The 24827-nt window shown below is 45.8% G+C and carries 18 protein-coding genes; 4 read left to right on the top strand and 14 right to left on the bottom strand.

The window, feature by feature from the left end; translation table 11 throughout:
* On the bottom strand, window positions 1–469 hold a 469-nt coding region (locus RTR76_RS10560), incomplete at its 3' end, for a hypothetical protein (RefSeq protein WP_312520329.1).
* 202 nt (window positions 470–671) lie between these two features.
* On the opposite strand from RTR76_RS10560, the gene RTR76_RS10555 reads away from it, so the two are divergent.
* Window positions 672–1265, top strand: a complete 594-nt coding sequence (locus RTR76_RS10555; RefSeq protein WP_312520327.1) for a methyltransferase domain-containing protein — start codon at window positions 672–674, stop codon at window positions 1263–1265.
* A gap of 67 nt (window positions 1266–1332) precedes the next feature.
* On the opposite strand, the gene RTR76_RS10550 is transcribed toward RTR76_RS10555, so the two are convergent.
* The 4 genes from RTR76_RS10550 to RTR76_RS10535 form a co-directional block, all read right to left on the bottom strand.
* The gene (locus tag RTR76_RS10550) at window positions 1333–2883 is read right to left on the bottom strand and encodes a class I adenylate-forming enzyme family protein (RefSeq protein WP_312520324.1); all 1551 of its coding nucleotides are present in this window, start codon (window positions 2881–2883) and stop codon (window positions 1333–1335) included.
* A gap of 179 nt (window positions 2884–3062) precedes the next feature.
* The gene (cybH, locus tag RTR76_RS10545) at window positions 3063–3782 is read right to left on the bottom strand and encodes a Ni/Fe-hydrogenase, b-type cytochrome subunit (RefSeq protein ID WP_312520321.1); all 720 of its coding nucleotides are present in this window, start codon (window positions 3780–3782) and stop codon (window positions 3063–3065) included.
* 13 nt (window positions 3783–3795) lie between these two features.
* Entirely contained in the window at window positions 3796–5676 is a 1881-nt protein-coding gene (locus tag RTR76_RS10540) for a nickel-dependent hydrogenase large subunit (protein WP_312520318.1), read from the bottom strand.
* A 1-nt stretch (window position 5677) separates the two neighbouring features.
* Window positions 5678–6802 (bottom strand): hydrogenase small subunit, encoded by a 1125-nt coding sequence (locus tag RTR76_RS10535; protein WP_312520315.1) that lies wholly within the window; start codon window positions 6800–6802, stop codon window positions 5678–5680.
* A gap of 530 nt (window positions 6803–7332) precedes the next feature.
* On the opposite strand from RTR76_RS10535, the gene RTR76_RS10530 reads away from it, so the two are divergent.
* From RTR76_RS10530 to RTR76_RS10520, 3 genes are all read left to right on the top strand, one after another.
* Window positions 7333–8376 carry a hypothetical protein gene (locus RTR76_RS10530; protein ID WP_312520312.1) on the top strand — a complete coding sequence of 348 codons (1044 nt, stop codon included), beginning with the start codon at window positions 7333–7335 and terminating at the stop codon, window positions 8374–8376.
* Between the two features lie 60 nt (window positions 8377–8436).
* Complete coding sequence (locus RTR76_RS10525) at window positions 8437–9390, top strand: protein tyrosine phosphatase (protein ID WP_312520309.1); 954 nt, start codon at window positions 8437–8439, stop codon at window positions 9388–9390.
* Between the two features lie 62 nt (window positions 9391–9452).
* Window positions 9453–10580, top strand: coding sequence for a phytase (locus RTR76_RS10520; RefSeq protein ID WP_312520307.1), 1128 nt, complete (start codon window positions 9453–9455; stop codon window positions 10578–10580).
* Between the two features lie 116 nt (window positions 10581–10696).
* On the opposite strand, the gene RTR76_RS10515 is transcribed toward RTR76_RS10520, so the two are convergent.
* The 9 genes from RTR76_RS10515 to iolE all read right to left on the bottom strand — a co-directional run bounded on the left by RTR76_RS10515 (window position 10697) and on the right by iolE (window position 24815).
* A complete protein-coding gene (locus tag RTR76_RS10515) occupies window positions 10697–12700 on the bottom strand; it encodes a methyl-accepting chemotaxis protein (RefSeq protein WP_312520305.1) in 2004 nt (667 codons plus the stop codon).
* Window positions 12701–12799: 99 nt separating this feature from the next.
* Window positions 12800–14197: an aldehyde dehydrogenase family protein gene (locus RTR76_RS10510; RefSeq protein ID WP_312520303.1), complete on the bottom strand. Its 1398-nt coding sequence runs from the start codon at window positions 14195–14197 to the stop codon at window positions 12800–12802.
* Between the two features lie 20 nt (window positions 14198–14217).
* Window positions 14218–15171, bottom strand: a complete 954-nt coding sequence (locus tag RTR76_RS10505; RefSeq protein WP_312520301.1) for a protein tyrosine phosphatase — start codon at window positions 15169–15171, stop codon at window positions 14218–14220.
* Between the two features lie 151 nt (window positions 15172–15322).
* Complete coding sequence (locus RTR76_RS10500; protein WP_312520298.1) at window positions 15323–16282, bottom strand: protein tyrosine phosphatase; 960 nt, start codon at window positions 16280–16282, stop codon at window positions 15323–15325.
* 89 nt (window positions 16283–16371) lie between these two features.
* Complete coding sequence (locus RTR76_RS10495; protein WP_312520295.1) at window positions 16372–19275, bottom strand: metallophosphoesterase; 2904 nt, start codon at window positions 19273–19275, stop codon at window positions 16372–16374.
* Between the two features lie 34 nt (window positions 19276–19309).
* A complete protein-coding gene (locus RTR76_RS10490; protein WP_312520292.1) occupies window positions 19310–20689 on the bottom strand; it encodes an MFS transporter in 1380 nt (459 codons plus the stop codon).
* 174 nt (window positions 20690–20863) lie between these two features.
* Window positions 20864–22615 (bottom strand): pyruvate kinase, encoded by a 1752-nt coding sequence (pyk, locus tag RTR76_RS10485; protein WP_312520289.1) that lies wholly within the window; start codon window positions 22613–22615, stop codon window positions 20864–20866.
* Window positions 22616–22749: 134 nt separating this feature from the next.
* Window positions 22750–23754 (bottom strand): inositol 2-dehydrogenase, encoded by a 1005-nt coding sequence (gene iolG, locus RTR76_RS10480; RefSeq protein ID WP_312520286.1) that lies wholly within the window; start codon window positions 23752–23754, stop codon window positions 22750–22752.
* 164 nt (window positions 23755–23918) lie between these two features.
* Window positions 23919–24815 (bottom strand): myo-inosose-2 dehydratase, encoded by an 897-nt coding sequence (gene iolE, locus RTR76_RS10475; protein ID WP_312520284.1) that lies wholly within the window; start codon window positions 24813–24815, stop codon window positions 23919–23921.
* Window positions 24816–24827: the final 12 nt, after the last annotated feature.

The following is a 24827-nucleotide window of genomic DNA, read 5'->3' as shown; positions in this document are numbered from 1 at the left end:
AACCCGGCTTAGAGCATTCTTTCTGTGGCCAACCTGAATTTGATTCGTTTTTCTGTGGCCAACCCGGCTTGGAGCATTCCTTCTCTGGCCAACCTGAATTTGATTCGTTTTTCTGCGGCCAACCCGGCTTGGAGCATTCCTTCTCTGGCCAGCCTTTCTTAGTGCAGCCCTTTTCCGGCCAGCCCTGCTTGGAGCATTCCTTTTCTGGCCAACCTTTCTTAGTGCAGCCCTTTTCCGGCCAGCCCTGCTTGGAGCATTCCTTTTCTGGCCAACCTTTCTTAGTGCAGTCCTTTTCTTTCCACCCCTTATCAGAGCAGCCTTCTTCTTTGGCCGAACATTCTGCACATTGAGACTTATTAATGGAAATATCTTTAATTACAAGCTTGCGCTTACGATGATAGCGACGGCCCCGGCGCCCTCTTTTTGATCTTTTTATGTCCTTCGAATTATCCAATTCTGACTGATCCATTCAGAATTCCACACCTCCCATTAGTACTCTTTTTTGCGTGGACTATTACATAATAGAATATGTAGCTATCTAGTGAGAGGGAACTCCTTATTGGGCAACTAATTACTTTTTTGTGACAACATTGCCTATATATATTTTTGTTCACAAAGCACATCATGAAGAATAGAATAGAGTAATGAAAATGAACGAGTAGGTTAAGGGAGTGAGTTTAATCGTTACGATATCTGATAAGCTACACCTTGGTTGCGGCAAAAATATATTGCCCGATTGGCTGAACGTTGATTGCGTAGATTCTCCTGGTGTCGATTTAGTGTTCGACCTGGATACATGCAGCACAAATCCATTTCCGCTTCCCGATAACAGCATCGAAGTAATCTTGGCCAGTCATTTAATAGAACACATTGTCAATCCCCTACCCATGATGCAGGAACTACACCGCATTGCCAAGCCGGATGCTAAGGCAATTTTTTATTTGCCTTACGGCTCAAGTGATGATGCTTTTGAAGATCCCACACATGTTCGCCCTTATTTTTTAAACTCTTTTGGATACTTTTCACAGCCCTATTATTGGCGGGCAGATTATGGCTATCGAGGCGATTGGAAAATCGAAACAATTGTTTTAAGCATATCTGCAGCTAAACATAGCGGTCGATTAACGCAAGATATCATGAATGATATTATGACGCTGCGTAATGTTGTTACCGAAATGTATATAGAGCTAACAGCAGTTAAACCGGCTCGCGAGCCAAAAAGAGAATTACAGACAGCCCCTACCATACTCTATGAATTCGTCTAAATAACAAATAGAGATCCTCTAACCGCAGGCGGTTAGAGGATCTCTATTTGTATTTGCCTAAATCAGATTAATTGTTTTCACTTACAACAGCTAATTTATGATTCCGAATTGCCAGGGCTCGCAGCTGCGCTTTCGCAATATTACCGTTCGGCGTCTTTGGCAGTTCTGCAATCTTTTGAATACTTAATGGAGAAATATCGTAATCAACTTTTTCTTTAATCGCTGCTTTCATAGCAGCAAGATCTACTCTTGATTGCTGTAAAACAACATAGGCAATGGGCCGCTGCCCAAATCGAGCATCTGGTATGCCAACTACTGCAGTATAGTTAACTCCCGGTATTTCGGCAATTGCTTCTTCAATATCCCTTGGAAACCAGGTTTTGTTTGCAACAGTAATTACTTCATCCAATCGGCCCCTCACGGTGATATAGCCTTCATTATCGACCCAACCGGCATCTCCGGTATGCAGCCACTCACCGCGCAGTGCCTCTGCAGTCTTATCTGCTTTCCCCCAATAGCCATACATGAAACCGCCGCGCAAACAAATTTCACCTACCTGCCCTACGGGTACTTCTTTTCCTGCAGCATCCATAATTTTCACTTCTTTATCCGGTTGAGCTGGGCCAATTGCACCGAATCGGCGCTCAGGCTCAACCTGGGGACAACCTAATGCCGCAAATCCTCCCAGTTCACTTTGTCCATAGCTTTCAATTAAAGGAATAGCCATTTCATCGCGCCAGGACCTTTTAAAATAGCGAGCAACAGGTCCACCACCTGAAATGCCCATTCGCAATGCCCCAGGTATTTTTCCGCGAATTTTTGCTTCTTCCATTACATCCGACAATACCAGCGGATTAGCAACTAAAACAGTAGCTTTTGTATCCTCAATTGCCTTCCAGCCTAGCTTTGGTGTCCAATTTGACATAATATTGACAGTACCCATTCGATGCAAGAACGGCAGTAAATTGCCTACCAATTGATAGGTACCGGAAAGAGGGGTCGCACCAAAGGAGCTATCCTCAAGCGTTAATTGCAGCCTTTCAGCAATACAATTAGCAGCTTTCATTGTCGGCTCATGCATCAGGCAAACACCCTTCGGCCGTCCACTCGTTCCTGCAGTATATGACAAATGAGTTATTGCCAGTTCATTGCCCGGATCAATCGGAGTCGGAAATCCTGCTGCCAGCAAAGCTGGCAGACTTTCAGATCCGATTTGTGCTCCCTCCATACAGACCAGGTGACGGACACTGCGCACCTGTGCCGCTGCCCTGCTGACTTGTTCCGCCTGTTCCTGCGTATAGATCACTACACTAGGTAGATGATCGTCTAAATAGTATTCTAAATCATCGGCAAACTGTACGGGAACTAATGAAGCAATTGCGCCAATTCGCCAACAGGCAAACATGGCAATCAAATAATCCAAACTATTGTGTGCAAAAATCGTAACTCTTTCTCTTTTGGCGATTCCAAGATAGTGAAGGGCACCGGAAAAGCGCTCCATCTGCTCTACTGCCTCGCTATAAGTTAGTTCCGTATTGCGATCCACCCAGCGAAAAGCAGTCTTATCAGGCTGCCTCATTGCACCGTGTAACAATAGTTGATGCATTAACAATATCATCAGTCCTTTCTATAATCAAAAAAGAAGCTCCGCACACCTTAATAAAGGTTGCGGAGCTTCTTTGCTCCCGATTTGAACTTAAACAAAAAGCTCCATAAACGATTATGTTTATGGAGCGCCATTGCTCATAATAACTATTATCATATACCAAAAATACTGCTCTTGCAAGCTGTTTTTTCCTACAGCTTCCGCTGCCTGCAAGCAGTCGTAGATTCAGGCATAAAACTGCCAACATCTACCGGTGTTTCGGCAAAATGCTTGCGCCCTGAAACAATGGAAGAAAGTTCACCGCTTTTTTCCGTAATATCATTAAAAACAACCATATAAATATGGGTTAGCAAAAATATCATAAATCCCCAGGCTATCACATGGTGTACAAAGTGCGTATTATATTCATTCCCCAACAAATGATGAACAGGTCCAAAAATCGCCGCCAAAAAAGAGTTAGGCTGAATCATGCTGTACATAGCTAATCCTGATATCGCTTCCAGTACCATTAGAATGTAAACCATCACATACACCGTTGCCGCAAGGGGATTACGCAAATATAACCGGTGGCGAGTGCGGATCAATGAATAGTACGCAAGCATTTCCCCAACACTCTGCCAATATGCGCGGGATAAAAAGTTTGGATATAACCGGTTGCCGCGATAAGTAAAAAAGAGGTAAAAGCGCAATAGCACACAGGCGCAAAGAATAAATCCTGCCGTAAAATGCACTTGTCTGATGACTTCCATGGACAGCAGACTAACAACCGCCACTGTTGGTTCTTTTCCCTGAGTACCAATGAACATAGGATTGCCAATATATATACCGGTTAAAAACAGGACGACAATACACAGCGCCCATATCCAGTGGCAAAGGCGGAGCCCGATACTGAACAGACGGTAGGTGTCCAATGTCACTCACCTCCTATATATACGGATCTGTATGGACAAAAGAAATTTGCTCTCCCTCTGCATCATATAAGTGCGCTGCACAGGCCAGACAAGGATCAAAAGAATGGATAGACCGGAGAATTTCAAGCGGCTTTTCGGCAATTGTCACATTTGTATCTATCATTGAGCGCTCAAAAGCGCCATGCTGCCCCTGAGCATCCCGGGGACAGGCATTCCAGGTTGTTGGTACTACGGCCTGATAATTCTTAATAAGACCTTTTTCAATAACAATCCAATGCCCTAAAGAGCCCCTGGGGACTTCATGGACACCCACCCCCTGCGCTTTAGCAGGCCAGGTGCCAGGTTCCCATTTTTCATTGTTCATCACGGTTGTGTCACCGTTGCGGATATTTTGAACCAATTTATTGAAAAAATAGCGTTCCAGGGCCACGCAAACCTGACTCTCTAAGGCACGGGCAACGGTTCTACCCACAGTTGTCGGCAGCCAAACGTGCGGCGGCAGCTCAAACAGCTTCGAAGCAGCTTCAATCTGATCTACCATGAATGTTTCAACCCAGTTTGGCTGGATATGGCCTTGTTTCACTTTCGTATAGACAATAATATACCGTGCCAGCGGACCAACTTCTGCTGTTTTGCCGCGCCAGGTTGGTGTTTTCAGCCATGAGTATTTCCCTTGTTCATCAAGCTGCTTCCACTGTCGTCCTTCTTTCTGTCCGCTAAATTGAAAATGTCCTTCCGATACACCTTGCCAAGGGTGCAATTCTTGCGAACCCTCAGGATATTTATACCACGAATGATCCACTGCTTCTTTAATAACCGACATATCGGTCAAATCACCAGCTCCAAATGGATAAAATGTTGCTTTCTCAACTCCATCGGCAAAGTTTTCAACAATCCCATTGGAACGCAGCAATATTTTCTTGTAGAAATCATCAATTCCATTGAAGGTATGATCCGGATAATCGCCATAACCCAGCACCCGTTGTTTAGCTAACCCTCCGCCGTCCTTCCTTCCCTGCGACAAGTGCATATGGGCAATTGCCAGCACATCAGGCACATAATACTCTTCAACTAATGCATGGGTCATACTAATGCTATTATCGACCATCGCCAGTCGATTGCTATTAATGGGAGCATTCATATCATTCATGGATATCGCGCAGGGCATTCCGCCGACCGCATAATGAGGATGTGGATTTTTCCCGCCAAATACTACATGAGGCACCATAATATCGGTCTGCCGATCCAGCATTGTCAAGTAATGAGAGATTGCAATCAGATGTACTTCCGGTTGCAGCAAATCGTAATCGGGATGATCCCACCAATGAGCTGCAAAAATCCCCAGCTTACCACTGTCTACGATTTCTTTCACTTTTGTCCGAATCTCTGAAAAGTAATGAGCACTGCCCCGGGGTGTCTCCTTAGAGTATGCATTAAAATCATGCTTCAGAGGGTCAGCCACTTGTAAGCGATATTCAGCTAATATTTTTTCCTGCAACCGGGCTGCTGCTGCCGGATCAGCCTTAAGCGCCGCCACCGGACTAATCCAGTCAAGTGCATGCAGATGATAAAAATGCACTAAATGGTCATGTGCCATAATTGCACCGGCCATAATATTGCGGATGTAGTTGGCATTCCTCGGTATCTCAATGCCTAGTGCATCTTCTACCGCCCTTAGTGAAACATTGGAATGCTCTGATGTACATACTCCGCATATTCTTCCGGTAAATGCCCAGGCATCCCTTGGGTCCCGGCCTTTAAGGATAACTTCAATTCCGCGCCAGGCGGTACCGCTTGACAAGGCATCTTGAACCTTTCCATTGTCATCCAGCATCAATTCCAATCGCAAGTGTCCTTCAATGCGTGTAATCGGATCTACAACAATCCGTTTCATCTTATAGGTCTCCTCCGATCGTAGTGTTATTTCCATCGCTATTACGGTTCTGATTATCCTTATCATCAGAGAGTTTATGACGTAATATATTCGCTCCGGCATGTACTGCAATGCCAACTGCCGTTGCCCCGGCAGCAATCGCCCCGACTTGATCCGCATTGCTGATGGTATTAGGTGTCACCACGTTAGGCAATCTTTCAAAGAATGGATCATTATCCCAAAATCCCTTACTGCTGCAGCCGATGCAGGGGGAACCAGACTGAATCGGATAAGACAGACCTTGCCACCAGCGCATGTTGCCACAGGAATTATACGTCATCGGTCCACGGCATCCCATTTTATACAGGCACCAGCCAGCTTTAGAGCCGGCATCATCCAGACGCTCTACGAACATCCCCGAATCAAAGAAAGGACGACGATAACAAGTATCATGAATACGGTTGCCAAAAAATTGTTTTGGACGTCCTGCGCTATCAAGCGGAGGCAATTGGCCAAACAATATATAATGCATCACTACTCCCGTCATCACTTCGGGAATGGGCGGACAACCAGGGACTTTTACAATGGGCTTATTTGTTATTACATCACTTACAGATACTACATTCGTTGGATTGGGTTTAGCAGCCTGAATGCCCCCCCAGGCTGCACAGGAGCCGAACTCCAGAACCGCTGCAGCCGACTTCCCAGTTTCTTTTAGAGCATCAACATACGGAATGCCGCCAACCGTGCAGGTATATCCATCATGGTCAAGCGGTACTCCGCCTTCGGCGATAAGCAAATAATTCCCGCTATAATCTTTGATTATCTTTTCCCGGTGATGCTCAAGATCCATACCAGAGGCGGCTGACAATGTATCGTCGTATTCCAAGCTGATCATTTTAAGGATAACATCTGATGCCAAGGGCGCTTTTGAACGGATGAAAGACTCGGAGCAGCCGGTACACTCTAATCCGTGCATCCAGATTACCGGAATTAGCGGACGCTCTTGTGCTCGCGCAATAACCTCTGGCAAAAGGTTATGGGATAGCCCCATTGCACCAGTCAGTGCAATACAGGTCTTCACAAAGTTACGGCGTGTCAGTTTTTGCTTCTGAAAAGCTTCCCAAAGTGATTGACCGTATATCATTCAAATCCCTCCTATAGCCAAAATTTTCTAGCTATTTATTTGCAAAATTCGCTAAATTACTACTAAAACCTTCTTTGCATTTAATGAATATTCAAAGAAAACGACTTTTTACTGCTAGTCATTAAAAAGGACTTGGCTTTCCACCAAGTCTTTTTATTAGTTTATTACTCAACTTTCTTAATCATGCCACTTATTATCGTCTTCTCAACATCCTAAACACATCACAATAATATTATCAAATTGCTAACTATATTTTCAAAATTATTAATATATTTATTGAATTTATGTATTTTTCATATTATAATATGACCATAAAATAATACTATTAACTAAAACATAATCATAATTTAATCAAAATGTATCCATTGGTTATTTTTCTTAACAGACTATATCTACTAAGCTACGATTACAGCTCAAATTTAGTATTCATTACGCTCTTCCATAAGGTGTATATACCAATACGGTTCACGGCAGTGCCCAATCGATTGGTCATATCATAGTAAATTAAAAAATTTATTGGGGGAATGAAAATGAACGTAAAGAAGAAAAAAGCCATCGCTATTGCGGCTGCTGCCTGTGCAGTAGTAAGCCTATCTGCAGCTGATGTAGCTGCCGCCAAAGTCAAAGACGATATCTTTGACATCACCTGGTCGACTAAAACCAAATATGAGTGGGTCGAATCAGACGAGATGAAAAACAAAACCGAAGTCAAAACGCTTATAACTGCAAGGCCTGATCCTGAAACCATGTTTGGCATGCAGCTTAAATTCAAACAATCCAACAATAATGACAAGCTTACCGAATCAAACAAAATCACTCTGGAAGATGTATGGCTGGAGCGGAAAATCAGCGACACCTTTACTGCCCGCGTCGGCAGCATGCCTCTCTCAATAGGGCCTGGACTGTGGATGGACGGTGACGGTTTAGCCGGTCTCGGCGCTACCTGGAAACCAGATCAGTCTAATACCTTCTATGTAGTTGCCGGCAAGGACAGCCAGGAAGATACTGTAAAAACCATAAAATCAGTATCCCCTGTCTATGGCGATCCAAGTAAACCGGATAAAGTCACGGGAACAAAACTTAACTATGTAACGGAAGGCTCAACTTCCATCTTTCAGGCCGTTGCCTGGGATCACGAATACACCAAAGGAAACTACGGCCTTTATGTCGGCCGGCAGGATGTCAGCAAATACCGCGGCGCCTTTGCTTCTTACGCACTTACCAATAACCTGGTATTCACTACTGAATATGTAAAAAATATTGGCGTTAAATACAATGACAAGAATACAACTTCTAAGGTTGCCGAACTCAAACTGGGCAAAACGAAAAAAGTTGGCGATACGCAATATGTGGCAACCTACTTGGATTCCGACCCGGGAGTTTTTGTGTCAGCCGATTACACCGCCTGGGATGATAACTATAATGAAGAAACCGGTTTTAAAGGTATTGGTGCGACTATCAATCATCGAATCAGCAAATCAACCGTCCTGCAGCTGGAGCATTTCTGGGGCGAATTTAAAGCTACTGGCGACAGCTGGCAAAATACAGGGATAAAAATCACTGCTAAATTCTAATTGTCTCATATCTTCTAAGTGTGGACGGTTACATTACAAATAAAAAAGGGGGCTATGTAAATGAGAAAAACAATATCGGTACTGCTGATCTTATCTATTTTACTTATCTGCCAGTCAAACCTTTTTGCTGCTGCTCTGCAAGCCAAGCAGGAAGTGCCGCTATGGCGAATTGACGGTAAAAACATTGCCGAATTTCCCGCAAGCTTTCGAACATCACTGGATCCCTTTCAAAGCAAGAAACTTAAAGGCGAATTACCCTCCAGGGAGGGGTTGGATACTTTACAAATATCAGGCAGCGGTATGTTCGGAGCTGCCCAGTTTGACAAAATGATCGCCAAGATCAAAACCTTAACTTCCGGCCCTATTTATATACTGGATTTGCGTCAGGAATCACACGGCTTTGTCAATGGCACCGCCGTCAGCTCTTATATTGACCGTAACTGGATCAATAAAGGCAAATCAACTGCGCAGGTTGAAAAAGATGAAAAAGCCTGGCTGCGGACTGCTTTACAGGCACCTATCGAAATTTCCGTTCTGGATGACGATAAGAAAGCTTCTGAAACCTATAAAATAGTAGTAGATACCGCGCTTACCGAACTGGAATTTATTACTTCCCGTGGTGTGAATTACTTCCGTATGCAAGGCACCGACCACTCTTCTTTCGACAATGACGCCGTAGATGATTTCGTCAAGTTTTATAAAAATTTACCTAAAAATGCCTGGCTGCATTTCCACTGTTTCGCCGGTGAAGGCCGCACCACTCAGGCCATGGTTATGTATGACATTCTCCGCAATGGAAAACAGGTAAGTTTTGAAGATATTGTCAAACGTCAATATTTGATCGGCGGCAATGACTCCATGAAAGTCACTGCTTCTAAGGAAAAAGATGCTTATAAGGTCCCTCTTTATAAAGAAAAAGCCAAGCTGCTAACCAAATTTTACGAATATGTAACAACAAGCCCTGATGACTTACCCGTCTCCTGGTCAAAATGGATCAAAGAGCATAAAGAGTAAGTAGTGTAAAGCGAAATGACAGTCAGTTGAGTTAATAAAATTCACATGAGGTGATTGCATTTATGAAACCAACAAAAAAACTATGCGCAGCCGTTCTGGCCGTATCCTTCTTAACTGCCGGCTGGACAACAAGCTATTCGCTGTCGGAAGCAGCTAAACACTATCACGATGTTGCCGTTCAGGCTGATTATGAAACCGATGTTGTGGTGTCAGGTAAAGATGCCGCCGATGACCCTGCAGTCTGGGTCCATCCCAGGGATGTTTCCAAAAGCAAGATCATTGCCACCAACAAGCAAGGCGGTCTGCTGGTTTATGACTTGAAGGGCAAAGAATTATCTTCCGTCAAAGTCGGCAAACCCAACAACGTCGATGTACGCTACAACTTTCCGCTTGGCAAGGAAAAAGTTGACATAGCAGCCGCTACCGACAGAGCCAAAAACAACGGTATTCTCATTTATGCCATCAATCGCGACACGGGAGAGCTGACTAATATCGCAGCCCGGGATATCTTCGCCAAAATGAAAGTAGTCTACGGCTTCTCTTTATATCACAGTTTGATTAATGATAAATTTTACGCTCTTGTTTCGGGACACAAGGGAGAATTTGAGCAATATGAGCTTTTCGATAACGGCAGCGGCAAAATTGATGCTAAGCTGGTACGCTCCTTCGAAATCGGCAGCATTTCCGAAGGCATGGTAGCAGACGATGAATTTGGTAATTTCTACGTTTCAGAAGAAAATGTAGGCATCTGGAAGTACGGTGCCGAGCCAAATACCGGTGCCAGCCGCATATTGGTTGATTCTGTCGGGCCGGGAAATTTGATTGCCGATGTTGAAGGCCTGACAATTTACTATGCCAAGAACGGCAAGGGCTACTTATTGGCCTCCAGCCAGGGCAACAACAGCTACACCGTTTATGAACGGGGCGGAAACAATGCCTTTATCGGCAGATTTTCCATTGACGACGACCTGATTGACGGAACCAATGATACTGACGGCATTGATGTGATTGGCCTTAATCTTGGCAAGGACTTTCCTTACGGCCTGTTTATTGCCCAGGACGGTGAAAATATGGACGGCACTAAAAAACTAAACCAAAACTTCAAAATAGTGCGCTGGGAAAAAATCGCCAAAGCCCTTAACCTCGAAATGGACAATACCGTTAATCCGCGCAAATTGAAGAAACATTAAAAAACAGAACGCGCTCCTGGAGTAAATTCAGGAGCGCGTTCTGTTTTTGACAGGCGGCCTCATACAAACGGAAGGCGGCAGGCTCATGAGCTTGCCGCCTTCCTTGCAACCGCTAGTTATATTTTAAAGATGCTCACCTGCGCCTTCAACTGTTCTGCCAGCCGTGAAAGCACCGTGCAGGCTGCGGCAATTTCCTCAGTGAAGGCGGACTGCTCCTGTACTGCTGCCGAAACAGTCTGCAATTCACCGGTCGCTTCCTGACAAATTTTTTCAACCTCATTTACCGAAGCTACAATCTGCTGACTGCCTGCGGCCAACTGGGCTAACGAGGCAGAAATCATTCGTACCTGACTGACCACTTCTTTGACAAAATAGGCGATTTGCTGGAATTCGGCACCTGCCGCCCCCACTACAGTAACCCCTTGATCAACATTGGCAATGGCTGTTTCAATTGATTCAGCTACATTGTTTATATTATGATGATTTTTTTGAATAAGCCCGGTAATTTGCTGCGCTGCCCGCTCCGATTGTTCAGCCAGTTTTCTTACCTCTTCCGCCACAACAGCAAATCCCCGGCCCTGCTCTCCCGCCCGGGCTGCTTCAATAGCAGCATTCAGTGCCAGCAGATTTGTTTGCCCGGCAATGCTGGAAATGAGTTGGACAATCTCACCAATTTGTTTGGAACTGTCTTCAAGCTCACCGGAAGCAGTCTTCGCCTTGCCGGCCGCTTTAACCATACTATCCATCTGTTTTGCAGCATTGCCGATCGCCCGCTGCCCGGCATCTGTTGCCAAGGTAGCCTTTTCTGCGACTTTAGCCATACTATTGGCTGTTGTGGCAAGCTCTTCCATATTTGCCGACATTTCTGCAACAACAGAAGAAACCTGATCCAATGCCTGTACCTGCGCTTCAGAGCCCTGCGTTACCGTACTGATTGCTGCTGCCATCGTACTGGCTGCTTCGGCAGACTGGCGGGAGCTTTCACTAAATTGTTCCGCCGAAGTAGTGACCTGACCAGCGGACGAATGGACATGTGCAATGAGATTGCGCAAATTTATGGTCATACGAATAAAGCTATGCTTTAAATTATCAATTTCATCTCCGTCAATTATTCCGGCGGTGGTTTGCGTATCCATCGTCAAATCACCTTGGGCCACCTTTTCGGCCATATCTTCCACCCCTTTGATCCGCCGTACAATTTGCAGGGTGATGAGCAAAATAATAATTCCTAACAAGACAAGACCGACCACACTGGAAACCAGCGAATGCATTCCCAGAGCATACACCTGTTCAAGCATTTCCACCTTAGGTACAAAAACGGCAAAAGTCCAGCCCGTATCGCCAATTGGTGAAGATGCAATCAGCATTTCTACGCCGCTTATGCTGCCGGTTTGGACTGTTGTCGTTCGCTTCATCAGGCTTCTGCCATATTCGGCTAGAGCACCATTCTCAACCTTTAGGATATTGTCTTTTAGTCCGAAATTAGGATGATAAACAAAATTTCCTTTTTCATCCAGTATTGCGGCATAGCCGGTTTTACCTATCGCAAACTCTTTGGCCAGTTGATGGATGGGCTGAATATCTATGCCAATCCCGGCAACACCGATAGCCTTCCCATCCCGTACAATTTTCTTGACAACTCCGGCTGACAGTTGCTTGGCGGTGGACTCATAGATTTCGGTATAGTCGACCTCATTAGTTTTCAATGCCGTCTTATACCACTCTCTTGTCCGGGGATCATAACCTGCCGGTTTTTCTTTTTCCGTAACTCCCTGGGAATCGGCGCAGCTTTTATCTTCATAACCTGTATATGCCGACTGGATTCCCGGCCGGGAAGCTTTTACCTGTTTTAAAAAAGCAATTTCCTCGGCCTGCGTCATTGGCCTTTCTCCTAATACTTTAGCAATCAGGGCAACTAACGCTTCTTTTTCTTTTAACGAAGCATTAATAGCACTGCTTTTACTATCAACCATATAACTTGCGGTCTGAACGATTTGCTCATTGAGTATATTGCGCGAACCATAGAAAGCATAAAAACTCATCACCCCAAGAATAAGCAGCATGGGAACTATGAGCATAAGTAACAGCTTGGTGCGCAACCGTAATGATTTTCCCATCATATCCTTCTCCACCTAAAAATTTTTAAACTCTTTAAAAAAAATCAGGCATTGGATTCTGCCTGATTCCAATGCCTGACTCAAGAAAAGCAAGCTGCTGAGCTATTCTGCTGCCATTATTTCACCGAATAACTCCCGATCAGTTGGCATAGTTGACTCGATTGGTGATGAAACCCAGGTAATATTAAGTAAGTTCTTCCAGGTAATGTTGCTTGAAGAAATATTTCCGCCCCAAGTCCCGCAGCCTAAGGTTAATGTCATCGGCATGCCATTCGTCCAGGCACCGCTGTTAGCCAGGCACTGCGGCTGGCGCACCATGATCCGGCTGGTTTTCGTGCTTAACGCCAGCTGCTTAATATGCTCTTCATCAAAGGAGTGAATGCCGCAGGAATGCCCCCTGCCATGATAGCTGGTAATTGCATTAACCTTGTCAATTGCCTCCTGAAACTCCTCATACTGAAATAAGGCAACTACCATGGATAGTTTTTCCCCGGAAAACGGATAGTCAGCACCAATTCCCGTTTCCTCTACCATAATAAACTTGCGATCTGCCGGTATGTCCAGCCCGGCTATGCCGGCAATTGTCTGTACAGATTGAGCAATAATTGCTCCATTCAAATGGCCATTTTGCCACATAGCCTGCTGCAGCTTGACTTTCTCTGCGGCGTTAACCAAATAACCGCCTTCCTCAATAAGGCATTTCACCAGCTCGCCATAAACGCTTGTATGAATTACCAGCGAATTCTCGGTGGAGCAGCTAGTGGCAAAGTCGAAGCTCTTGCTGCGCATTACCTTATTGGCAGTATCCTTTAGATCCGCCGTCTCATCCACCACGACCACCGAGTTACCCTGCCCCACACCATAGGCCGGTGTCCCCGATGAATAGGCAGCCCTTACCAGATCCCCGCCACCGGTTGCCACAACCAAATCACACTGCTTCATCAGCTCGCTGGTTGCTTCGAGCGAAGGTTCTTCGATACCGATAATCAAATCCTCCGGCGCCTCATATTGTTTAAGCGTTGCTCTCATCAGATTTACAATATAGGTATTGGTTTTTTTCGTGCGCGGATGCGGTGCAAGAATAATTGCATTGCGCGTTTTTATTGCCATAATAGCCTTGATGACTGGCGTAGCTTCCGGATTGGTACAGGGCAAAATTCCGCCTACCACCCCTACCGGTTTGGCAACTTTAAAAAGCCCCTTTTTTTCATCTGTTTCAACTATACCAACCGATTTTTCGCCTTTCATATCCCGGAGCGTCCCTTTGCATTTGGTCATAAGCTTAACATACTTAGACTCTATATTGCCCATCCCGGATTCATCAACTGCCATTTGCGAGATAGTCCGGGCCGGTCCCTCTTTTACAATATTCCACACAAGAGCAGCAACCAGCTCATCCACCCGCTCCTGGCTATAAGACTCGGCAATTGCCTGTGCTTTTCCGGCTCTGCTGACTAGATTAGCGATATATTCCTGGCATTTCAGTTTGCCTTGTGTCACTGCCATTCCCCCTTATGCTATTACTTATGTTGTTTAGCCCATTCCGTCCAGGTTATGGTCTCATTAGCTCTTTGTGTTACATAGTCATAAAAATCTCTCGTAAATTGAGCACGCTCTGCATAAACTTCCTTTTTCCAGGGATCGGCCGACGTTGCCGTACGGATATCCTGTCCCCCAATTAACCATTGGCGGGTCATAATATCTTCATAGCTCACTTGTTGGGCATTGCGCAGCATATCGGTCATTGCCATGAACACCGTTGTCCGCCCTTCTCCGGCATGGCAGTGAAAATGCAGCCAGGCATCTTTCGGCAGCTTTTTGTAAAATGCAAGAAACTGGTCTACATTCTCATCTGTCGGCTTCACGTAATCCGGCGATTGAACCCGGAAATATTTTACGCCAAAGAGATTGGTTACTTCGGCCTCAGTTAAGGCATGAGTAACGTTTAGCTCTATAGTCGAGCCGATTGACTTATCGGGATTAAGCCGGGCTACTTTAACAGGCCCAAGCAAAGTTTGATATAATAGCTCTCTTTCCATTGTTTCTACTTCAGCGGGACTTTTGCCAACATTAGCCCGGTTAAAAGCACCATACCAGCTAACTGCCCTGCCATCCAAATAGCCATGTGATTCCAGACGCAAATCTACGATGATTAAACGGTCTGCCGGCAGCTGCGTAAGCATTTTCGCCAATTCCAGCTGCGAAAAAGTACTGCTTCCGGAGATATTCAATTTATCCATGCCTACCCGTGACGGCATTAATACCGGCATTTTTCCTTTTCCCGGCTTAGCAAAGGCATCATTGGATGTTCTAAAATCTTTGGGCAGCTGCAAAACATCGGGCCTGTCGAGTTTTAAAATAACTTCACCGTTTTGCGGCTCGTCAGCCAACGCCGTCAAAGCAGCCTGGCAGAGCAGCAGCACAACGAACAGGATTGTCAAAACTAACCTTTTACTGAATACTCCTTTTGGCATACTATCTATTCCTTCCTTTTTAAATTCCGCTGGCCTTGCACGGTGCAACAATAAGCCCCAATGGACAAAAATGGCGTATACTCCTTTGAGTAAAAAGAGTTCCGCCACTTTTATCCGCCAAACGACAGTCTTGTAGAGAGTTTATTTTATATTAATAGTCATGATTTTTAGCCCATTCAGAGTATTTCACCGGAAATTCTTTAGGACTTTGTTTTACATACTCATAAAAATGCTTGGTAAATTGCAGACGTTCGATATAAGCCTTACGCTTCCAGTTTTGTTTATTCCCGATATCGCGAAGATCGACAATACCAATCAGCGCCTGCCGCCCAACAATATCGTCAAAGCTGACCTTTTTGGCATTCTGCAATATATCAACCATTGCCATAAAGATAGTGGTCCGGCCCATTCCGGCAAAACAGTGAATGTGCAGCCAGGCATCTTTGGGCAGTTGCTTGTACCACTCAACAAATTCATCTACATATTGATCTTCCGGCCGGAAATGGTCCGATAAGGCCAGCCGGTAATAACCGGCGCCATGAGATCTAACCATTTCCTCTTCCGTGCGTGCGCTATTGACCGTCATTTGAAAGCTGGTAGTAAGCACATTCTTATCATCGTCAAAATTATAGATCGTGACCGGTGAATTAGCTAACGCATTATTAAGCAGTTCCCTTTCAATTGGTTTTACCTGCGCAAGCGTTTTACCATCATTGCCCCAGTTATTGGGGGCATACCAGCTTACTGCCGTACCGTTCAGATAACCATGCGATTCCTGACGCAAATCCACAACAATAACCTTGTTACTGGCGACAGGAAGCTTTGCCAAAACCTGTTCAAATTCTTTTTCCGAAAAGATGCTGCTTGCAGATGCTCTGACTTTATCCATACCCGCTCGCGATGGTATGCTGCCGTCTTTTAAGGTTGCTTTAAACGGATCATTGGAGATTCTAAAGTTTCTTGGCAATTGGGAAATATCCTGCCGGTCAACCTTTAATACCGGCCCCTTCGGAGCTTCGTTTGCCATTGCTAAGAATGAAATCTGACAAAGTAACAGCAATGTTAAAAACAGGGTAAGACCGGCCCTTTTCCGAAATAAAATCCTGTGCATAAGACCCCTCCTCATTTTAGTGAGTATCCCGGGAAAGCCCTCGCTGCTGCCATCCCCTCCTTTCCACTTTTGTTGACCAAAAGCGCAGGCTAGTGAATTACATCTGTATACTCTTCAATCACCTTGGTACGGTTTAGCGGTTCAAAGCCGACAGCTCCGGCAAAACTGCCCTGTTCCCACTCGGCACGGGTTCCCCAGCTTAACTGAACAACTTCCTTCTCCAACCGGGCCGTCACTTTGTACCAATTCAATTCCGGTATTTCCATTGTGCCGGAACCGCTGGCCGCGCAAAAGCAGCTTATTATTCGCAGGAACTGTGCCTGCGGTAAATCAGCAAGTGAAAAGCTTGTTTCTCCGTCAGCCAGCAGCACTTGTTTGGAGCTCTTGATGGTCTCCTGGTCGTCCGACACCTCAACGATGGCTGTTATGGAAGCCGCTCCCGGTATATGGGCATTTACAGTCAGAGTAGTGAAATTCCACAGTCTTTTGTCTGCCCGGTAATCAGGTATAAAATGAGCCGGCCGGCGCCACTCTGTTGTATGTGCTCCCTTTGTTTCAATATCCTTGAAGTTAAGCCATACCAGCAGCTCTTCAGCCTTCGGACCGAGCTCTCCCGGATGGTCATTTACATATTTGTTTTCCTCTGCCGACAGTTTCGCAGCGTAAAAACGGATTTGGCTCACCTGTCCGGGAAAATGAGTGAAATATTTAGGCCGTTTCAGTTCCTTAATTACGTGTCCCATTCCCGCATATCCGATAAACAGCGGATAACCTTCCCAGCAGCGCAATTCCGCTTTCATGCCGATACCGGCAATCTCAGCCACTTTTTCATTATTGATATAAGATGTACCGCCGCCTGTACGGTCAAAGCCCGAGGTATACTGAGCCCATTGTCCTACCGGCACTTTACCCCCGTCCCAGGCATACTCGGTAATACCGTGACAAGTGCCCCAGGCTGCCACGCCGATTTTCTTAATGACCATCCGGAGTAAATAGTTAACGCCCCAGCCCACAGCAGGTCCTTTAACCATCAGCGGATTATGATCCCTTTCGCCGTCCCGGGCTAAATGCTGCATATTGGCCCACACCATGCCGGTAAAGCCATTGCGGACATGCAGGCTGGGATGGTCAGGAATCTCAATATAATCGCCGTCATGCTCCAGCGCTAATGCAACTGCCCCATCGGGCAAGCTGATAAATTGCGGATTGCCCCTGATAATACCGTGGTTGCCTCTGCCGGACAAATCCTTGACCAGCGGAGTTACTTTCATAGCACCTTCAATTTGAATCTTCATACCGGCTGCATCGCCTATTCTCACCTGGTATTCCCCGCCCTGTGAGAACCGGTAAGCAAACTCAGCAAGCTTAGTTTCATAGGGTGCCAAACTGATTTGCCGGGTACCGGCAACTGCTTCATTGACATAAAAGTCAAGCCCGGCCTGCTGCCTGCTATTGTGCGGATTATTAACTTCTATTGCAGCAAAAACAACATTAGCAGCTTCGCCCTGGCCAATACGGGCAGTCATATGTTTCAGTTGCAAAGCAGCGCTGGCTTCGGGCACATCAACCATCTGCAGCACACCACCGATTTGAATGCCGTGCTTGCCTGCCTTATGCAGCATAACAGTCCCGGCTATTTCTTTCTTTTCACCGGCATTTAACGTAACTACCCGTTCCCTACCTGGTAAACCAAATAAATTAATTATTCTTTCCTGTTGGTTATCCAGCACTTTTACGGCAACTGCAGCTAACCCTTTGCCGGTATTCTGAACGGTCCCGGCAAAAGAAACTGTTCTTTTGTCCGGACTGACGTTAATCCTCACATTCGCTAATAAAACAGGGCACTCTTCCTGTACCAGCGTAGTTTCATCAAGCACACAAGGCTGCGTTTCGCCTTCAGGTATGCCGTATGTCTTATATACCAGCTTATCATCGGTGATATCCAGCGTGCTGTATATTCCCTTGCCCATCGCGATTATTTCCGGGTATTCGGACAATATTCGCTCCTGCGGCAGACCGTAATTAATTACACCGGCCAGGTCCTGGGCGCTTCCCTGCGTGATATAAAGAATGTTAGCCCCTACTGCCGGATTGATGGAGACCCCTTTCTGGTAAAAATGAAGATGGCCCCCGATCATGAGATTAACATTGTTCCTTTCCACAATTCCGGCAATATGCTTATGGGAAAAATTATCTGTATAGGGATGATGCATAATCACGATGCGCCACCTGGCCTGCACTGCGGCAGCTGATTTCAGCTCCTCCTCCAGCCACTGTAAAGACTCTTTAACGGTTATGACGGTATCTTCGGGCACCGGCAGATTAGACATGACGGCATTCATTTCAGCAAGACCCCAGGGATTGCTGTTCATCATGACAATATGAACATTACCATAACCAAAGGAATAATGAAGCCCATTAGGAGATGCCTTATAGGTATTTCTTTGTGCCGTCATAAAATAGTCATTAAAATAAGGGCCTGCATCATGATTTCCATCAATGTATACAACAGGAATATGCTTCAACAGTTCTGCCCCCGGCTTAAACCACAAATCTGCAAAGGTTTCTTTTTGATAGCCTGTACCGATCGGAATATCACCGGCATGGATAATAAAATCCGGCCGTGATGCAAACACACTCTCCGTAAGGTAATTATGTACTGCAAAAGCGTGAGAATCACTAATAGTATAAAGATGAATTTTATCCGGCTTGACTTTGAGTGTTTGAAACGTGCCCTGCTGTACTTCGCCTGTTGCCAGTTCTACCCGGTAGTTATATAAGGTATCAGGCTGCAAATCAGTAAGGACAGCACGGTATAGGCAAATTCCTTCGCTATTGTCTTGCCAAGGGGTTCCCCGCTCACATTGTACAGCCAGTTTTTTATCAAAATTATTATTGCTGCCGTAGCAGACCTTACTTTGTACAGGCATGGCAGTTTCCCATACAATCGTTATGCCTGTTGGCGTAGGTGCAAGCAAATAAGGACCGGTCAAAGTTAGTTCCCCCTGTCTATTCTGTCAGTAAAAATTATTGCTGACAGCCTGTCGCGTCTTCTGCGAAATTCTTCGCCCCTGCTTTTTTAGCCCATAATGTCGGTATGATCAATACAACCATTAATGCAACCGACCCCATCCAGAACAGAATAATATTGTCAAAATTATAGATGGTCTTGCCATTTATTACTTTAATGCTGGCATCCATCATCCACCCGTTGATAAAATCCTGTGCTGCCGCCCCGCCGTACGACAGCAGGCCAACTGTCCCCATTGCCGCACCGGCTGCTTTCTGCGAACAAAGATCAACTGCCAGCATGCCGCCGATAAAGCAAAGAATAACACCCAGGCCAAAGCCAAAAACTGCCGCCCAGATTGTATCCAAAAGCTGATGACCTGGCGGAGTGTAGCAAAAGCCCACTATGCCTGCCAGCATCATCAGGCCAAAGACGATTGTTGTCAGGGCATGATTCGATTTGAAGAACTTATCGGAGATAAAACCAGATACAAAAGAACCCAAACCGCCCATCAATGGTGTGATCGCCAGAACACTGCCGGCTGCGACCAGATCATATGCTTTTGCTTCCTGCAGAAAGATGACTCCCCAGCTGTTCATCGAGTAACGGGCAATTCCCAAAAAGGTAGCACTCAGAGCAATTAACCAGATATAAGGATTTTTGATTACTTCTAACTGCGCTTCCTTCGTTGTCTTGGTTTTTTCTTTTTTTACTTCGATGGCCTCGCCCTTATATTCATTGGCCGAAGGCAGGCCATACGCCTGGGGACGATCATACATAAATTTATACATAATAAATGCCAGAAACAAACAAATCAGACCTGGTATTAAAAAAGCGGAACGCCAGCCAAAATGAACTACCAGCAATGCCGTTCCTATAAATGTCGCCCCTTCGCCAAGATAATGAGCAATGCTGAATACACCGTATTGTGTCGCTACCTCGCGCTTGGAAAACCATTGGGTCAGCGACACAATACATGGTGCCGAGCCCATGGACTGAAACCAGCCATTAACAAACCATAAAAATGCAAATACCCAAAAATAAGGTGTAAAACCTAAAATAATATTTACTACAGCTGCCCCCAGCAGTCCAAGGGGCACTATTTTCTTTACATTGCAGCGGTCGGCAATAAAACCATTAAAGCACTTGCCAAAAGCGATTGCAATCAGCATGCATGCGCCAATTGTCCCTAATTGGGAGGCGGTAAATCCGGCTTCCGTAATCATTGGTTTTTTTACGACTCCCAGTGTCATACGAACTACATAGTACATTCCATACCCGATTATCATCGCACTAAGCCCCTGCCAGCGGGCTTTGGTAAACATTCGTTTTATTGTTTCAGGGTCTTGAATCCGGGGTTTTTCTTCACCCGTTAAAAACCATTTTAAGAACTTCATATTTCGCACTCCTTCTTAATTCTATCCGCGCCTCTGGCGCGCATTTCACCTGAGGAAATTGCTAATTTCATCCACAAATAAATTAAATGTTACTATTCGGGCTAATTGGACTATTCGGAATTCTTTTCAGCCTTTCTGCAGAATATCGGGGTTGTCGTGTATGCCTGTTACCGGTTATCGGACCTGTACAATTCCCTCATAAATCAAACCATGCTCTGCATCAATTGTTACCGTCATGCCATCGGTCAGCAAGGCGACCGCATTTTCACTGCCCACAATTACCGGTATGCTTTTACAAATACCAATGATTGCCGCCTGTGAAGTTAAACCGCCCTCTTCCGTCACGATAGCATCAGCTTCAGCAGCCCGAGCAGCTATGCTTTCATCCACACTCGTCAGCACCAGAATAGTCCCGGCAATTTTTTTAGTCTGCATATCCTGTCTGTCCCGGATCACACACACCCGGCCGCTGACTGTTTTATTACCGATGCCTACACCTTGTGCCAGAACAGTCCCCACGGTATGTACGCGGATCATATTCGTTGTTCCACTCCTGCTTACAGGCAATCCGGCAGTAATAACAATCAAATCCCCCTGTTTTACAATGCCGCTGCGTAAGGCACTTGCAACTGCAGCAGCAACCATATCATCGCCGGAAAAAGCCTCTTGTCCTAAAACAGGGTATACCCCCCAGGATAATAATAATTTATGAAAAGTTTTTATGTTATGTGTTTGGGCTACAATGACTGCTGCCGGACGGTATTTGGATACCATACGGGCTGTTTGCCCCGAAACAGTTGCTGCAACAATGGCTGATACACCTAGTTCAAAGGCAAGCTGGACAGTAGCGTGGCTAATTGCATCTGTTGTTGACCGCACCTGGAAACTCCCCTGTACTGCAGTCTGATAATCAAGCAGTACCGCCGCTTCTGTCCGCAGGGCAATTGTTGCCATGATCTGAACCGCTTCTACCGGGTATTTTCCGTTGGCAGTCTCGCCGCTGAGCATAATGGCATCCGTTCCGTCAAATATGGCGTTGGCGATATCACTTGCTTCCGCTCTGGTAGGACGGGGATTATGAATCATTGATTCCAGCATCTGGGTTGCCGTTATAACTGGCTTACCGGCAGCATTGGCTTTTTTTATCAGCTGCTTTTGAATTAATGGTACATCTTCGGCCGGAATTTCCACGCCCAGGTCTCCGCGGGCTACCATAATTCCATCTGCTACTTGCAGTATTTCGTCAATATTTTCTACACCGGCAGCATTTTCGATTTTTGCAATAATGGCTATATCTGCTGCAGCATCTTCTACTATCCTGCGGATAGCAAGAACATCAGCCGCACGTTGAATAAAGGAAGCGGCAATAAAATCAACATTCTGGTCTATTCCGAATTGAATATCCCGGATATCCTGTTCAGACAGCGGCGGCAAAGAAATCGCCACTCCAGGCACGGCAACCCGCTTGCGGTCACCAATCACACCACTGTTGAGCACGCTGGTAGTGATGTTATCGCCAACAACTGCCTCCACTTTCAGCCCGATAAGACCGTCAGACAGCAGAATCCGGTCACCAGGCTTTACTTCTTCATGCAGGCGGGAAAAATTAACGGAAGCAACTTCTGCTGTTCCTGCTACATTCCGGGTTGTTAATACAAACGAATTACCTTCGATAAGATCAACCTTGCCGCCGGCAAACAACCCCAGCCGCATTTCCGGCCCCTTTGTATCGAGCATCAATCCGATTGGAATGCCTGCCTTTTGGGCTGCACTCCTTACCAAATTCATACGGGAGCCTTGCTCAGCATGAGTGCCGTGGGAAAAGTTAAACCGTGCTACATTCATTCCGGCTGTAATCATCTGCTCAATGACCTCAGGTTTATCGGTCATCGGTCCCATCGTGCAAACTATTTTCGTTTTTTTCAAGCATTCACCTCATTATTGCTTATAAAGTCCGCTGCCGTCCGCCGTACAGCTAGCAGCTGCCAGCTCACAGTGTCCGGGACATCTACGCCAGGTCTGCCAGCCATACTGCGATATTGCCAGTCATTAAAGGCAGCTTATAGTTTAACCGGCCTGCCTTCTTCATGCGATTTTTTGGCAGCCAATCCGATAAGCACCGGTTTTAATCCATCTATCCCGGTCACCACCGGTTCGGTATTGGTTACAATGCTCTGGAAGAACTCTTTCATCTCCGCTTCAAATGACTCCATGTATCTTTCCAGGAAGAAGTATTTCGGTTTATCTGCCGTAACTGCACACTCAGTGCTTACGACCACCGTCGTCGGCGTATCATTCGTTACCGTTATGCCGCCCTTTGTTCCAAGCACCTCTACCCGCTGGTCATAGCCATATACAGCCTGCCGGCAATTATCAATCATCCCAATAGCGCCATTGGCAAATTTCAGACTGATAAGCGCAGTGTCAACATCGCCTGCTTCGCCGATTGCTTTATCTACAAGAACTGCGGCATTAGCATATACTTCGGTTACTTCGCTGCCGGTCAGGTATCTCACCATATCAAAATCATGAATGGTCATATCCAGAAACATTCCACCCGATACTTTTACATATTCTGCAGGCGGCGGAGCGGGATCGCGGGAGATAACTTTAACAATCTGCACATCGCCGATTGATCCGTTTTGTATTAACTCTCTAACCTTCTTAAAGTTATGATCAAAACGCCTGTTAAAGCCGACCTGAAACTTAACACCAGCTAGTTTTACCGCTTCCAGTGCCTGGTGAATGCGGGCAATATCATAATCAATGGGCTTTTCACAAAATATGTGCTTACCCGCCTGAGCGGCTTCAATGGTGATTTGCGAATGCGTATCGGTTGACGAGCAGATGATTACGGCGTCAATATCCTTATCTTCAATAATTTTTTTGTAGTCGGCATATACATGCTGAATGCCTAGCTCTGCTGCCCAATCCTTGATGGCATCGGCATAGATATCCGCTACTGCCTTTACTTCAACATCGGCAAAATTTTTAATAATATTGCTTGCGTGAATTTTGCCAATTCTTCCGGCACCAATTACCCCTACCTTGATCTTTTGTCCCATCTTTTGACCTCCTAAAAATTTGCTTTACCTTCAAGTGGCCGCTGTATTTAAAAACAAGCTTCCTAATTGCCCCTTTCCTAGCTGCTGTTATACAAATCGCTATTCATGCGGCAACAGGCTTGTCACCTAAAACGGCCACTGCTTAACGCAATAGCAGCTCCAGCTTACAGGCCTGTTTTCTCATGGATATATTTTCTTGCTTTGATCGCATACTCCAGCGGATTGGCAAGAGCCGGGTCCTGCTCCGCTTCAACGATAAACCAGCCCTGATAATTTGCTTTGCAGAGTATGTTAAATAACGGTTCAAAATCAATCATGCCATCTCCCGGCACAGTGAACGCACCTGCTTTTACCGCTTCCAGGAAACTGAGCTGCTCTTTGCTTACCTTTTGTAAAACATCGCGGCGAATATCTTTTAAATGAACATGTTTAATCCGGCCTGCATGCGTAAGCAAAACTTCTTCCGGATTTTCCCCGGAAAATGTCAGGTGCCCCGTATCAAATAGCAGGTATACCAGACTGGGATCTGTCATCTGCATCAGCCGGTTAATTTCCGCTGCTGTCTGGACACCAGTCCCCATGTGGTGATGATAAACAAGCTTCATCTCTTTCTCGACGGCAAGTTTTCCCAGGCTCTCCAGACCCCGGGCCAGCCGTTCCCACTCGGTTTCTGTAAAAAAAGGCTTTTTTTCGAAGACCGGCGCATCGGCAATTCCCTGAATACTGTGGCCCTGCTCAGCAACAACAATAACTTTAGCGCCCATTTCATGCAGGAAATCCCTGTGCCTGATAAAGGCTTCGGCCGTCTCTTCATACGGCTTGATGGTTAAAAAGGAACTGAACCAGGCGCTGGCTATTGCTATACCACGCAGCGACAGGGCTTTTTTTAAAACTTCCGTATCGCGGGGATATTTATTACCGACTTCACTGCCCGTAAATCCGGCAAGCGCCATTTCACTTACACATTGCTCAAAGGTGTTTTCACCGCCAAGTTCAGGCAGATCATCATTCGTCCATGCTATAGGAGCTATCCCTAAAGCTACTTTGCTTTTATCAAACATATCAAAACCTCC

The sequence above is a fragment of the Anaerospora sp. genome (assembly GCF_032013335.1).
GTDB lineage: Bacteria > Bacillota > Negativicutes > Sporomusales > DSM-15969 > Anaerospora.
Note: the sequence above shows the minus strand (reverse complement) of the source record. Positions and strands in the feature narration are given on the sequence as shown.